The organism is Micromonospora sp. NPDC048887 (assembly GCF_040649715.1).
GTDB lineage: Bacteria > Actinomycetota > Actinomycetes > Mycobacteriales > Micromonosporaceae > Micromonospora.
Map to the genome: position 1 here is coordinate 164,563 of NZ_JBEZGA010000008.1, position 13,341 is coordinate 177,903.

Sequence of the window (13,341 nt, forward strand, 5' to 3'; positions counted from 1 at the left end):
TAACTGCCGCTCCGACAATTGCCCGACAACTGTCGGCTGCCGGAGGACTCCCGACGGTGACACGACCGCCCGACAGCCGCCCGCACACGCTGTCCGTCCCCGTTCACCCGATCGGGTTACCCGGATCGCCGGATCGCACACGCGCGACGGCGGCCCACGCCACGCACCGCAGTGCGCGGCGGGGCCGCCGCCGGACGGTTCAGAAGCGGTCGCTGGGCCGGTAGATCCCCCACACCTCGCGCAGCGTGCCGCAGACCTCGCCGACGGTGGCGCGGGCCCGCAGCGCCTCCTTCATCGGGTAGAGCACGTTGGCGTCCCCCTCGGCGGCGGCACGCAGCTCGGCCAGGGCTCGCTCCACCGCGCCCGAGTCCCGCTCGGCGCGCAGCCGGGCCAGCCGCTCCCCCTGCGCCGCCTCGATCGCCGGGTCCACCCGCAGCGGCTCGTACGGCTCCTCCTCGTCGACCTGGAACCGGTTGAGGCCGACCACCACACGCTCGCCCGAGTCGATCTCCTGGGCGATCCGGTACGCGGACTGCTCGATCTCCCGCTTCTGGAACCCGGCCTCGATCGCGTCCACCGCCGAACCGTGGTCGAAGACCCGGTCCATCAGCTCGGTGGCCGCCGCCTCCACCTCGGCGGTCATCGCCTCCACCACGTACGACCCGGCGAACGGGTCGACGGTGGCGGTCAGGTCCGTCTCGTACGCCAGCACCTGCTGGGTGCGCAGCGCCAGCCGGGCCGCCTTCTCGGTGGGCAGCGCGATGGCCTCGTCGAAGCTGTTCGTGTGCAGCGACTGGGTGCCGCCGAGCACCGCGCCGAGACCCTGCACCGCCACCCGGACCAGGTTCACCTCCGGCTGCTGGGCGGTGAGCTGCACACCGGCGGTCTGGGTGTGGAACCGCAGCATCATCGACTTCGGATTCTTCGCGCCGAACTCGTCGCGCATCAGCCGGGCCCAGATGCGCCGGGCCGCGCGGAACTTGGCGACCTCCTCCAGCAGCGTGGTGCGGGCCACGAAGAAGAACGACAGGCGGGGCGCGAAGTCGTCCACGGCCAGCCCGGCGGCGAGCGCCGCGCGGACGTACTCCACGCCGTTGGCGAGGGTGAACGCGACCTCCTGCGCGGGCGTGGCGCCGGCCTCGGCCATGTGGTAGCCGGAGATGGAGATGGTGTTCCACTTCGGCACCTCGGCGCGGCAGTACGCGAAGGTGTCGGCGACCAGCCGCAGCGAGGGCTTCGGCGGGAAGATGTACGTCCCCCGGGCGATGTACTCCTTGAGGATGTCGTTCTGGATCGTGCCGTTGAGCGCCGCCCCCGGCACGCCGTTCTCCTCGGCCACGAGCTGGTAGAGCAGCAGCAGCACCGAGCCGGGCGCGTTGATGGTCATCGAGGTGGAGACCTTGTCCAGCGGGATGCCGCCGAACAGCGTGCGCATGTCCTCGATGGAGTCGATGGCGACGCCGACCTTGCCCACCTCGCCGTGCGCGATCGGGTCGTCCGAGTCGTACCCCATCTGGGTGGGCAGGTCGAACGCGACGGACAGGCCCATGGTCCCGGCGCGCAGCAACTGGTGGTAGCGCGCGTTGCTCTCGGTCGCGGTGCCGAACCCGGCGTACTGTCGCATCGTCCAGGGCCGGGACGTGTACATCGTCGGGTAGACCCCGCGGGTGTACGGGAACTCGCCCGGCTCACCCAGCCGGGCGTCCAGGTCCGCCGGAAGGTCTGCCGCCGTGTAGACGCCCTGGATCGGGAAACCCGACTCGCTTGACCGCGCATCGCTCATTACCGGATGGTAGGACGAGCAGACCGTCAGGTGGGTGAGGGATACCGCACACCCCACGGCGGCGTCCCACCGGAGGTGAGCGAGCGACCACATACCGTCGAGTAGGTAAACGCCCGCCGCGTCGGGTTTCGCATCGGGCGTCGGAACCAGCAAGATAGAGGGGTTGTGTCCCAGCCCCCTCGATATCCCCCGGTGGCTTTTCTGTGACTCAGATTCCGACGTGGAGCGGCGGACCGGCCAGTCCTCCCACTGGACGCGCGGCGCCCGGCACCACCATCGGTGGTCGCTACTCGCTGCGCTCCCCGGTGGGCAACGGAGGCATGGGCACGGTCTGGCGGGCCACAGACACGTTGCTGCGCCGTGATGTGGCGGTCAAGGAGGTCGTCCTCCCGCCGGGGCTCGCCCCGAGCGACCGCGACGCGCTCTACGAACGGACACTGCGGGAGGCCCGCGCCGCCGCCGCGATCCAGCACCCGGCAGTGGTGCAGGTCTACGACGTGGTCACCGAGGGTGGCCGCCCCTGGATCGTGATGGAGCTGCTGGACGCCCGCAGCCTGGCCGACATGGTGATCGAGGACGGGCCGGTCGCGCCGCGCGCCGTCGCCAAGATCGGGATCGCGCTGCTCGGCGCCCTGGAGGTGGCACACGCGATCGGCGTGCTGCACCGCGACGTCAAGCCGGCGAACGTGCTGATCTGCACCGACGGCCGCTGCGTCCTCACCGACTTCGGCGTCGCCCGGATGCCCACCGACGTGCAGCTCACCACGCCCGGCATGGTGCTCGGCTCGCCGCACTTCATCTCCCCCGAGCGGGCCATGGGCCAGGAGTTCGGGCCGCCCAGCGACCTGTTCTCGCTCGGCGTGACGCTCTACACGGCGGTCGAGGGCCGGCCACCGTTCGACAAGGGCGACCCGATCGAGACCATGCACGCGGTGGTCGAGGACCCGCCCGCCACGCCGCAGCGCAGCGGCCCGCTCACCGGCGTGCTGATGGGGCTGCTGGAGAAGGACCCGGCCCGCCGGATGGACGTGCACCGGGCCCGCGCCAACCTGCGCGAACTGCTCGCCGGGCCGCTGACCAGCACCGCCACCGCCGTCAACTCGGTCACCGACCCGTACGCGGTGGTGCCGGTGCCGCGCCCGACCACGCCGCCGGCGATCGCGGCGGAGCCGAAGCCGAGCGGGCAGATCGGCGGCCGGGCGATGATCGGCCCGGAAGAGTCGCTCACCGACCGACTCGCCGCGCTGCGCCGCGGTGAGCGGCCCACGGCCGAGAAGCCGGCGACGGCGGCCGCGCTGGACGAGACGAGCGCCGACGCGCTGGCCGGTCCGCTGCACACGCCGACCGGCGCGATGTCCGGGCCGGGCACGCCGGAGGCCACCCAGCGCATCTCGCCGGACGCCACGGTCCGGCTCGGCCAGGGCGCCGCGGACGCGACCCAGGCGGTGCCCACCGCCGTGCCGGCCACGTACGGCCGCACCGTCGACGCCACCCAGCCGGTGTACGGCGGCAACCAGTGGTCGGTGCCCGGCACCGGCCAGCCGTGGACCACCCCGTCCACCGCCCCGGACACCGCCGGTGGCGGCGGCGCGAAGGGGCTGCTCGGCCGGGTGAAGGCGTGGCCGCGCAAGGTCCAGCTCGCCGCCGCCGGTGGCCTCGCCGTGGTGCTGCTGCTGGGCGTGATCGCGCTGACCAGCGGCGGCGACGACGCGCCCCCGCCGATCGTGGGCACGCTGCCGTCGAACTCGGCCGCCGCCTCCCCGGTGGAGATGCAGGAGCAGACCGTCAAGGGCGTGACCATCCAGGTGCCGAAGGGCTGGCAGCGGCAGACCGGCGGCCTCTACGTCGACTACGTCGACCCGGAGGACGAGGGCCGCAAGGTGCGGGTCATCGCCGAGCCGTGGGGCGGCACCTCGATCAGCTGGGCCGAGTTCGCGTCGCGGAACCTGAAGAAGAACAGCGCCAAGAGCAAGAACTGCCCCGCCCCCTACACCGAGGTGTCGGTCTCCGAGCAGCCGCTGGCCGGGCAGACCGGCGGCCAGCTCGAATACACCTGCGGCGAGGGTGAGTCCATGCGCCACGGCATCTGGCGGGGCCTGGTCAAGGACGGCAAGGTCTACTCGTTCTACCTCTCCTCGACCGACGCGCGGTTCGCCGAGAGCAAGCCGATCTTCGACGCGATGGCCGGCTCGTTCCAGCTCACGGCGGCCAACTGAGTCGAGGCCGACGGCCAGTGGTGATCCGCCGCCGTGCTTTCATGAGGCAATGGCGGCGGAAACCACTGACCTTGACGACCTTCGCGTACGGGCCGAGCGCTGGCTCGCCGACGACCCGGACCCGGCCGACCGCGACGAGCTGCGCGCGGTCCTCGACGGGCTGCCCGGCACGGCGGCCGACCTGGCCGACCGGTTCGCCGGTCCGCTGACCTTCGGCACCGCCGGGCTGCGCGGCCCGCTGCGCGCCGGGCCGAACGGCATGAACCTCGCCGTGGTCACCCAGGCCGCCGCCGGGCTCGTCGGCTGGCTCGCCGCCCAGGGCGGCGAGGGCCCGCTGGTGATCGGGTACGACGCCCGGCGCGGCTCGCGTGCCTTCGCCGAGCGCACCGCGCAGGTGGCCACAGGTGCGGGCCGCCCGGCGCTGCTGCTGCCCCGGCCGCTGCCCACGCCCGTGCTGGCGTTCGCGGTCCGGCAGCTCGGCGCGGTCGCCGGAGTGATGGTGACGGCCAGCCACAACCCGCCGCAGGACAACGGCTACAAGGTCTACCTGGGCGCACGGCTCGGCGGTGAGCTGGGCGCGGGCGCGCAGATCGTGCCGCCCGCCGACGCCGGGATCGAGGCGGCCATCCGGTCCGTCGGCCCGCTCGCGGCGGTGCCGCTCGGCCCGGCCGGTCAGGTGCTCGGCGACGACCTCGTGGCCGCGTACGTCGAGCGGGCCGCCGCCGTGGTGGATCCGACCGGACCGCGGGACCTGAGGGTGGCGTACACGCCGCTGCACGGGGTGGGCGCCGCGGTGCTGACCGCCGCGTTCGCGCGCGCCGGGTTCGGCGTGCCCGGGGTGGTGCCCGAGCAGGCCGATCCGGACCCGGCGTTCCCGACCGTGAGCTTCCCGAACCCGGAGGAGCCGGGCGCGGTGGACCTGCTCGTCGCGCTCGCCGACCGCACCGGCGCGGACCTCGCCATCGCCAACGACCCGGACGCGGACCGCTGCGCGGTGGCCGTACGCGGCGCCGGGTCCTGGCGGATGCTGCGCGGCGACGAGGTGGGCGCGCTGCTCGCCGACCACCTGATGCGGCGCGGCGTGACCGGCCTGTACGCCACCACGATCGTGTCGTCGGCGCTGCTCCGGGCCATGGCGGCGGCCCGGGGCCTGCCCTACGACGAGACGCTCACCGGGTTCAAGTGGATCGTGCGGGCCGGCGGCGGCCGGGAGCCGCTGGTGTACGGCTACGAGGAGGCGCTGGGCTACTGCGTCGCCCCCGAGCACGTGCGGGACAAGGACGGCATCACCGCCGCGCTGACTGTCGCCGAGCTGGCCGCCGGTCTCAAGGCCGAGGGCCGTACGCTGCTCGACCGGCTGGACGAGCTCGCAGCCGAGTTCGGCGTGCACCACACCGAGCAGCTCTCGGTGCGGGTGGAGGACCTGCGGGTGATCGCGGACTCGATGGCGCGGATCCGGGCGGCCACCCCGACCGCGCTGCTCGGGCAGCCGGTGACCGAGGCGTCCGACCTGCTCCCCGACGCGGACGTGGTGATCCTGCGTACCGGCGCGGCCCGGGTGGTGATCCGGCCCTCGGGCACCGAGCCGAAGCTCAAGGCGTACCTGGAGGTGGTGGAGCCGGTGAGCGGCGGCGACGTGCCGGCGGCCCGGCAGCGAGCGCGTGCCGCGGTCACGGAGCTGCGCAACGAGATCGCCGCCGCCCTAGGCCTCTGACCCCGGTGTAAGGAAGGGCCCCTTGTTAACGCCTGGCGTTAACAAGGGGCCCTTCCTCTACCGGAGGCGTTAAGAGGGGGCCCTTCCTTACCGCTTGCCGAGGGCGGCGTCGACGGCCTGGCCCAGCGCGGCGATGACCAGGCTGATCGACGGGCGTACCACGCTGTCGTCAAGGCTCACCGTGCCGGAGAACCCGGCCCCGGCGGCGATCTCCTCCAGCCGCCGGCCGGCGTCCTCGGCGGCCGGGCCGGTCAGCCCCAGCGCCGGTTCCATCCGCAGCACCGCGACGAGCGTGGCGAGCGCGGCGGTCCGCTCGTCCGGGAGCTGCCCGCTGGTCAGCGCGTCGGCGAGCCGCCCCCGGATGTCCGCCTCGACCGAGGCGTCGGCCACCGGGTAGCGGTGCACGTGGATGAAGCCCAGCTCGGTCTCGTCGACGTCCCGCACCACGCCCCGCTCGCAGAGGTCGGAGAGGATCCGGTCGCGCAGCCCGTGCCGCAGTCGCTGCACCCACGACGACGGCGTGTGCGGGGTGTCGGCGGCGATCTTGGCGAGTACGGCGTCCGCGATCGGCTCGCCGGTCGGCGCGGGGTCGACCACCGCCAGGTTCCCGTCCGCGTACGCGACCCGTCCGGCCAGGGCCAGCTCGACCAGCACCGCGGCGGCCATGCCCAGGTCCAGGCTGATCCGCGGCATGGTGGCCTTGCCGGTTTCGTCGTCATACGCGAGGAGCAGCAACTCCTCGGCGAGCGCAACACCAGTCATGGCCCGGAACGCTAGCGCCTCCCCGCACCCCCGCGCATCGACTCGCCGGGTGGGTCCGGCGCCCGGTGCGGAGGGCCGTCCCCCGCACCGGACCGGTCTCAGAAGCGGGGCATGCCGCCGAACTGGCGGTCACCGGCGTCACCGAGGCCGGGGACGATGAACTTCGAGTCGTTCAGACCCTCGTCGATGGAGGCGGTGACCAGGCGCAGCGGCAGGCCGGAGCGCTCCAGCCGCTCGATGCCGACCGGCGCGGCCAGCACGCAGAGCACTGTGATGTCGGTGCAGCCCCGGTCGGCGAGCAGCCGGCAGCAGTGCTCCAGCGAGCCGCCGGTGGCGAGCATCGGGTCGAGCACCAGCACCGGCAGTCCGCTGAGGTCGCGCGGCAGCGACTCCATGTACGCGCGGGGCTCGTACGTCTCCTCGTCGCGGGCCAGGCCGACGAAGCCCATCGACGACTCGGGCAGCAGGCCGAGCGCGGCGTCGGCCATGCCGAGACCGGCCCGCAGCACGGGCACCAGCAGCGGCGGGTTCGCCAGCCGGCTGCCCTCGGTGGCGGTGACCGGGGTCTGGATCGAGTACTTCTCGACCGGGAAGGAGCGCGCGGCCTCGTACACCAGCATGGTGGTGAGTTCGCGCAGCGCGGCCCGGAACGACGACGAGTCGGTCCGGGCGTCCCGCATGGCGGTCAGCCGCGTCTGGGCGAGCGGATGGTCAATGACGTGTACGTCCACGATCGCTCAACCTACCGTTTGGCGGCGCGGCGCAGGGCGGGTGCGGTACGACCAGCGACACCGCTCACGTATGACGCTCACGACCCGTGGATCGTGAGCAAGATCACCCGACTCGCTGGTGCGTACTATTCGGGGCATGACGGCGACAACGACGTCGGCCCGGTCGGACCTCACCGAGCTGGGACGATCCGAGACCGCTCTGCGGACCTTCCTGCACGGCCTGCCCGGCGTGGACCAGGTCGGCGCGGAGCAGCGGGCGGCAGCACTCGGCACCCGCTCCATCAAGACCACCGCCAAGGCCGAGGCGATCGACCTGGCGATCCGGATGGTCGACCTGACCACCCTGGAGGGGGCGGACACCCCGGGCAAGGTGCGGGCGCTGGCCGCCAAGGCGCTGCGCCCCGACCCGGCCGACCCGAGCTGCCCGCACGTCGGCGCCGTCTGCGTCTACCCGTCGATGGTCCCGTACGTGGCCGAGGTGCTGCGCGGCAGCGGCGTGCACCTGGCCAGCGTGGCGACCGCGTTCCCGTCCGGCCAGGCCCCGCTGGAGATCAAGCTCGCCGACGTGCGGGCGGCGGTCGAGGCGGGCGCGGACGAGATCGACATGGTGATCAACCGGGGCGCGTTCCTCGCCGGGCGCTACCAGGAGGTCTACGACGAGATCGTGGCCACCAAGGATGCCTGCGGGGCAGCCCACCTCAAGGTCATCCTGGAGACCGGTGAGCTGGCCACGTACGACAACGTGCGGCGCGCGTCCTGGCTCGCCATGCTCGCGGGCGGAGACTTCATCAAGACCTCCACCGGCAAGGTGCCGGTCGCCGCCACGCCGCCGGTGACGCTGGTGATGCTGGAGGCGGTACGCGACTTCCGCGCCGCCACCGGGCGTCAGGTCGGCGTGAAGCCGGCCGGTGGCATCAAGACCACCAAGGACGCGATCAAGTACCTGGTCATGGTCAACGAGACGGCCGGCGCCGACTGGCTGAGCCCGGACTGGTTCCGGTTCGGCGCGTCCAGCCTGCTCAACGACCTGCTCATGCAGCGCACCAAGCTGACGACCGGCGTCTACGCCGGCCCCGACTACTTCACCCTGGACTGAACGCGATGTTCGAATACGCACCCGCCCCCGAGTCCCGCTCGGTGGTGGACATCAAGCCCTCGTACGGGCTCTTCGTCGACGGCGCGTTCGTCGACCCGGCCTCCGGCGGCAGTTTCAAGTCGGTGAACCCGGCCTCCGAGGAGGTGCTGGCCGAGATCGCCGAGGCCGGCGCCGAGGACGTGGACCGCGCGGTCCGCGCCGCGCGCAGCGCGTACGAGAAGGTCTGGGGTCCGATGCCGGGCCGGGACCGGGCCAAGTACCTGTTCCGGATCGCCCGGATCATCCAGGAGCGCTCGCGCGAGCTGGCCGTGCTGGAGTCGCTGGACAACGGCAAGCCGATCAAGGAGTCCCGCGACGTCGACCTGCCGCTTGTCGCCGCGCACTTCTTCTACTACGCGGGCTGGGCGGACAAGCTCCCCCACGCGGGCTTCGGGCCGGAACCGAAGCCGCTCGGCGTGGCCGCGCAGGTCATCCCGTGGAACTTCCCGCTGCTCATGCTGGCGTGGAAGATCGCCCCGGCGCTCGCCGCCGGCAACACCGTGGTACTCAAGCCGGCCGAGACCACCCCGCTGACCGCGCTGCTGTTCGCCGAGATCTGCCAGCAGGCCGACCTGCCCGCCGGCGTCGTGAACATCGTCACCGGCGCCGGTGACACCGGCCGGGCGCTGGTCGAGCACCAGGGCGTGGACAAGGTGGCGTTCACCGGCTCCACTGAGGTCGGCCGCGCCATCGCCCGCGCGGTGGCCGGCACCCGCAAGAAGCTCACGCTGGAGCTGGGCGGCAAGGCCGCCAACATCGTCTTCGACGACGCCCCGATCGACCAGGCCGTCGAGGGCATCGTCAACGGCATCTTCTTCAACCAGGGGCACGTCTGCTGCGCCGGTTCCCGGCTGCTGGTCCAGGAGTCGGTGGCCGACCGGGTGCTGGAGTCGCTCAAGCGCCGGATGGCCCAGCTGCGGGTCGGCGACCCGCTGGACAAGAACACCGACGTGGGCGCGATCAACTCGGCCGCGCAGCTCGCCCGCATCCGGGAGCTGTCCGACGCCGGGTCCGCCGAGGGCGCGGAGCGCTGGTCGCCGCCGTGCGAGCTGCCCGAGCGCGGCTTCTGGTTCGCGCCGACCATCTTCACGGGAGTCACCCAGGCGCACCGGATCGCCCGCGAGGAGATCTTCGGCCCGGTGCTGTCCGTGCTCACCTTCCGCACCCCGGCGGAGGCCGTCGAGAAGGCGAACAACACGCCGTACGGGCTGTCGGCCGGGATCTGGACCGACAAGGGTTCCCGGATCCTGTGGGTGGCCGACCGGCTGCGCGCGGGCGTGGTGTGGGCCAACACGTTCAACAAGTTCGACCCGACGTCGCCGTTCGGCGGCTACAAGGAGTCGGGCTACGGTCGCGAGGGCGGCCGGCACGGGCTGGAGGGGTACCTCAGTGTCTGAGCGGGTCGCGGTACGCAAGACGTACAAGCTCTTCATCGGCGGGAAGTTCCCGCGCAGCGAGTCGGGACGGTCGTATCTCGTGCAATCCGCGAACGTGTCTCTTGCCTCCCGGAAGGACGCGCGGGACGCGGTTGTGGCCGCCCGCGCCGCGGTGAAGGGCTGGGCCGGGGCGACCGCGTACAACAGGGGTCAGATCCTCTACCGGGTCGCCGAGATGCTTGAGGGCCGGCGCGAGCAGTTCGTCGCCCTGGGCGTCCCGGCCGACGAGGTGGACGCGGCGATCGACCGCTGGGTCTGGTACGCCGGGTGGTCCGACAAGCTGCCCCAGGTGTACGGCGGCGCGAACCCGGTGGCCGGGCCGTACTTCAACCTGTCCGCGCCGGAGCCGACGGGCGTGGTCGCGGTGGTGGCCCCCGAGGAGCCCGCGCTGCTCGGCCTGGTGAGCGTGATCGCCCCGGCGATCGTCACCGGCAACACGGTGGTGGTGGCCGCCTCCCCGGCGGCGCCGCTGGCGGCGGTGACGCTGGCCGAGGTGCTCGCCACCTCCGACCTGCCCGGCGGGGTGGTGAACATCCTCACCGGCCGGCTGACCGAGACCGTGCCGACGCTCGCCGCGCACATGGACGTGAACGCGATCGACCTGACCGGCGTCGCCGACGCCGAGCTGGCGGCCGACCTGGAGGTCAGGGCGGCGGAGAACCTGAAGCGGGTGCTGCGGCCGGCGCCGGCCGGCCACGACTGGTACGCCGACCCCGGCGTCACCCGGATGACCACGCTGCTGGAGACCAAGACGGTCTGGCACCCGAAGGGCGTCTGACCGCACGCCGGGGGTCGGAAGGGATCTACTACCGGGGGTAGGATTGCCGGGTGACTCGGCTGGGGGACCTTGAGCGTGCGGTGATGGACGTGCTGTGGGACGCGGCACCCGCCTCGTCGGGCGGCGTGACGGTGCGCGAGGTCGCCGACGCCCTGGACGGCCGCGAACTCGCCTACACGACTGTGATGACAGTGCTCGACCGGCTCGCCGGCAAGGGCATGGTGCAGCGTGAGCGGGAGGGTCGCGCCTGGCGCTACCGTCCCGCCGCCACCCGCGAGGCACACATCGCCCAGCTCATGCTCGAAGCCCTCGACCTCGGCGGCAGCCGGGACGCCGCGCTGGTGCGCTTCGCCCGCTCGGTGACCGGCACGGAGGCGGACGTCCTCCGCGCCGCGCTCAGCGCCGAGGCCGGAGCGACCGGCCCCGCGACCGTCGAGGACGGACCGGTCGGCCGGGTCGAGGATCCCCGGCCCGGCCGGCCGGCGCTCGACGAGGCGACGGACCGGTAGGGCGGCTGCCGTGGCGTACGCCCTGCACTTCGCCGCGATCATCCTGGCCTGCTGGCTGACCGCGCAGGTCCTCGCCGTCGCGCGCTGGACCTGGCGGGCGCCCCGGGTGGCGATCGTCTGCTGGCAGGCGGTCGGGCTGGCGCTCGGCCTGTCGGCCATGGGGCTGCCGATGGCGCTGGGGCTCGACGCGTACGACCGGGCGACCGCGTGGGCGCTGCTGGCGCTGGCCGACGACCTGGCCCACGGCACGCTGCCGGCCGGGGTGGGCGCGGTGCACCTCAGCCTGGTGGGCGTCGGTCTCGGCATCGGCGTGGTGCTGCTCACCACGACGGTACGCAGCCTGCACGGCGCGGTACGCGCCCAACGCCGGCACCGGGAGCTGCTGCACCTGGTGGCCCGGCACGACCCGACGGTGCCGGGCGCGCTGGTGCTCGACCACCCGAGCGCGGCGGCGTACTGCCTGCCGGGGGTGCGGCCCCGGGTGGTGGTGAGCGCGGGAACGCTCGATCTGCTCGATCCGGCCGAGCTGGCGGCGGTGCTCACCCACGAGCGGGCACACGCCCAGGAGCGGCACGACCTGGTGCTGCTGCCGTTCACCGCGCTGTGCCGGGCGCTGCCCTGGTTCCAGTGGGTGCGGGACGCGCACGCGCGGGTGGCGCTGCTGGTCGAGATGCGCGCCGACGACAAGGCCCGGGAACTGCACGCGGACGCGCCGCTCGCCGGGGCGCTGCGCCGGTTCGCCGCCGCCGAGCACCGGGTGCAGCCGGCCGGCACGCTCGGACTCGGCGACCGCGACCTGGACGTACGCGTGCAGCGGCTGCTCGACGCGGACCGCCCGCCGCGGGTGCTCGGCGCGATGGCGCTGGCGGTCGCGGGCACGCTCGTCTCCCTGCCGTTCGCCCTGTTCCTGAGCTGACCCCGACCCCTACGGGACTTCTCCGGGTTCGCGCACCCCTATAGGTAGCGATGCTACGTGTAGCTTGGCTACGACAAGAGAGCCAACCCATGGGAGGACGACAGTGGACCCGCTGCTCCTCGCCCGCCTCCAGTTCGCCACCACCACCTCGATCCACTTCCTGTTCGTGGCGGTCACGCTCGGCCTGGTCACGCTCCTGGTCGGGTTGCAGACGGCCGGCTACCTGACCGGCAAGCCGGTGTACGAGCGGCTGACCCGGTTCTGGGGCCAGCTCTACGTGATCAACTACGTGCTGGGCATCGCCACCGGCATCGTGATGGAGTTCCAGTTCGGGCTGAACTGGAGCGGGCTGTCGCGCTACGTCGGCAACGTGTTCGGCGCGCCGCTGGCCATCGAGACGCTCGTGGCGTTCTTCCTGGAGTCCACGTTCCTCGGCATGTGGATCTTCGGGTGGCACCGGCTGCGGCGCGGCGTGCACCTGGCGCTGCTCTGGGGCGTGGCGATCACCGCGTACGCCTCGGCCTTCTGGATCATGGTGGCGAACGCCTGGCTCCAGAACCCGGTCGGGTACGAGGTCCGCGACGGCGTCGCCCACCTCACCGACTTCGGCGCGCTGCTCACCAACCCCACGTTCGGCATGGCGTTCGGCCACGTCATCTCGGCGAGCCTGGTCACCGGCGGCATGCTGATGGCCGCGGTGAGCGCCTGGCACCTGCTGCGGCGCACCAGCGACTACGCGCTCTTCCGCACCTCGCTGCGGCTCGGCCTGGTCACCGCGGCGCTGGCGGTCAGCATGCTCCAGGGCTTCGGCTTCGCCCAGTTCGGTCCGGTCGCGCAGCTCCAGCCGACCAAGTTCGGCGGCGGGCCGGACCGGGACGCGCTCGTCGCCGACTGGACCGCGCGGTTCGGCCCCGGCGACTGGGAACCGCCGGTGTTGTCGAACGTCGGTCTCGGCTTCATGATCCTGATCGGCTTCACGCTCAGTGCCCTCTGGCTCCTGCTGCCGCTGCTATGGCGGGACTGGATCATCCGGCTGAAGGTCCCGCTCTGGCTGATCCTGCTCGGCCTGCCGCTGCCCTTCGTGGCGATGCTGCTCGGCTGGATCGCCCGCGAGGTGGGCCGCCAGCCCTGGGCCGCGTACGGGCTGCTGCCCACCGCGCAGGCCGTCTCGCCCGTCTCACCAGGGCTGATGCTCGCCTCACTGATCGGGTTCAGTCTGCTGCTCGGCGCGCTCGCGGTGACCAACTGGACGCTGCTGGCCCGGCACGCCGCCCGGGGCGCGCACGATCCCGCGCTCGGCCGCCCGCCCGCGCCCGACACCGACGCCCACCACCAGTCCGTGTTCGTCTGAGGGAGCCCGC

11 protein-coding genes are annotated in these 13,341 nt (G+C 72.9%); 8 read left to right on the forward strand and 3 right to left on the reverse strand.

Going from position 1 to position 13,341, the window contains the following annotated elements; translation table 11 throughout:
- Nucleotides 1-199: 199 nt before the first annotated feature.
- The gene (locus AB0C17_RS15195; protein ID WP_357478944.1) at nucleotides 200-1,783 is read right to left on the reverse strand and encodes a methylmalonyl-CoA mutase family protein; all 1,584 of its coding nucleotides are present in this window, start codon (nucleotides 1,781-1,783) and stop codon (nucleotides 200-202) included.
- A 203-nt stretch (nucleotides 1,784-1,986) separates the two neighbouring features.
- Between AB0C17_RS15195 and AB0C17_RS15200 the strand changes: the two genes are divergently transcribed.
- Both AB0C17_RS15200 and AB0C17_RS15205 read left to right on the forward strand, forming a co-directional pair.
- Nucleotides 1,987-3,999: a protein kinase gene (locus AB0C17_RS15200; protein WP_357478949.1), complete on the forward strand. Its 2,013-nt coding sequence runs from the start codon at nucleotides 1,987-1,989 to the stop codon at nucleotides 3,997-3,999.
- A gap of 49 nt (nucleotides 4,000-4,048) precedes the next feature.
- Nucleotides 4,049-5,713, forward strand: a complete 1,665-nt coding sequence (locus AB0C17_RS15205; RefSeq protein WP_357478952.1) for a phospho-sugar mutase — start codon at nucleotides 4,049-4,051, stop codon at nucleotides 5,711-5,713.
- A gap of 87 nt (nucleotides 5,714-5,800) precedes the next feature.
- Here AB0C17_RS15205 and AB0C17_RS15210 read toward each other — a convergent pair whose 3' ends face one another.
- Both AB0C17_RS15210 and upp read right to left on the reverse strand, forming a co-directional pair.
- Complete coding sequence (locus AB0C17_RS15210) at nucleotides 5,801-6,475, reverse strand: GPP34 family phosphoprotein (RefSeq protein WP_357381507.1); 675 nt, start codon at nucleotides 6,473-6,475, stop codon at nucleotides 5,801-5,803.
- A gap of 98 nt (nucleotides 6,476-6,573) precedes the next feature.
- Nucleotides 6,574-7,206: a uracil phosphoribosyltransferase gene (upp, locus tag AB0C17_RS15215; protein WP_013284009.1), complete on the reverse strand. Its 633-nt coding sequence runs from the start codon at nucleotides 7,204-7,206 to the stop codon at nucleotides 6,574-6,576.
- 136 nt (nucleotides 7,207-7,342) lie between these two features.
- Between upp and deoC the strand changes: the two genes are divergently transcribed.
- From deoC to AB0C17_RS15245, 6 genes are all read left to right on the forward strand, one after another.
- Nucleotides 7,343-8,302, forward strand: a complete 960-nt coding sequence (gene deoC / locus AB0C17_RS15220) for a deoxyribose-phosphate aldolase (RefSeq protein WP_357381505.1) — start codon at nucleotides 7,343-7,345, stop codon at nucleotides 8,300-8,302.
- Nucleotides 8,303-8,307: 5 nt separating this feature from the next.
- The gene (locus tag AB0C17_RS15225; protein WP_357381502.1) at nucleotides 8,308-9,738 is read left to right on the forward strand and encodes an aldehyde dehydrogenase family protein; all 1,431 of its coding nucleotides are present in this window, start codon (nucleotides 8,308-8,310) and stop codon (nucleotides 9,736-9,738) included.
- Nucleotides 9,731-10,555 (forward strand): aldehyde dehydrogenase family protein, encoded by an 825-nt coding sequence (locus AB0C17_RS15230; protein WP_357381500.1) that lies wholly within the window; start codon nucleotides 9,731-9,733, stop codon nucleotides 10,553-10,555. Before AB0C17_RS15225 ends, AB0C17_RS15230 begins: the two co-directional genes overlap by 8 nt.
- Nucleotides 10,556-10,605: 50 nt before the next feature.
- Nucleotides 10,606-11,064 (forward strand): BlaI/MecI/CopY family transcriptional regulator, encoded by a 459-nt coding sequence (locus AB0C17_RS15235; RefSeq protein WP_357381498.1) that lies wholly within the window; start codon nucleotides 10,606-10,608, stop codon nucleotides 11,062-11,064.
- 10 nt (nucleotides 11,065-11,074) lie between these two features.
- Complete coding sequence (locus AB0C17_RS15240) at nucleotides 11,075-11,980, forward strand: M56 family metallopeptidase (protein WP_357381496.1); 906 nt, start codon at nucleotides 11,075-11,077, stop codon at nucleotides 11,978-11,980.
- Between the two features lie 103 nt (nucleotides 11,981-12,083).
- Nucleotides 12,084-13,331 (forward strand): cytochrome ubiquinol oxidase subunit I, encoded by a 1,248-nt coding sequence (locus AB0C17_RS15245; protein WP_357478955.1) that lies wholly within the window; start codon nucleotides 12,084-12,086, stop codon nucleotides 13,329-13,331.
- The last annotated feature ends 10 nt before the right edge of the window (nucleotides 13,332-13,341 follow it).

Bases quoted from the DNA above. Each gene is read 5' to 3' on its own strand.
- AB0C17_RS15205 (WP_357478952.1), top strand. From the start codon at position 4,049: ATGGCGGCGGAAACCACTGACCTTGACGACCTTCGCGTACGGGCCGAG.
- AB0C17_RS15210 (WP_357381507.1), bottom strand. From the start codon at position 6,475: ATGACTGGTGTTGCGCTCGCCGAGGAGTTGCTGCTCCTCGCGTATGAC.
- AB0C17_RS15195 (WP_357478944.1), bottom strand. From the start codon at position 1,783: ATGAGCGATGCGCGGTCAAGCGAGTCGGGTTTCCCGATCCAGGGCGTC.
- AB0C17_RS15225 (WP_357381502.1), top strand. From the start codon at position 8,308: ATGTTCGAATACGCACCCGCCCCCGAGTCCCGCTCGGTGGTGGACATC.
- deoC (WP_357381505.1), top strand. From the start codon at position 7,343: ATGACGGCGACAACGACGTCGGCCCGGTCGGACCTCACCGAGCTGGGA.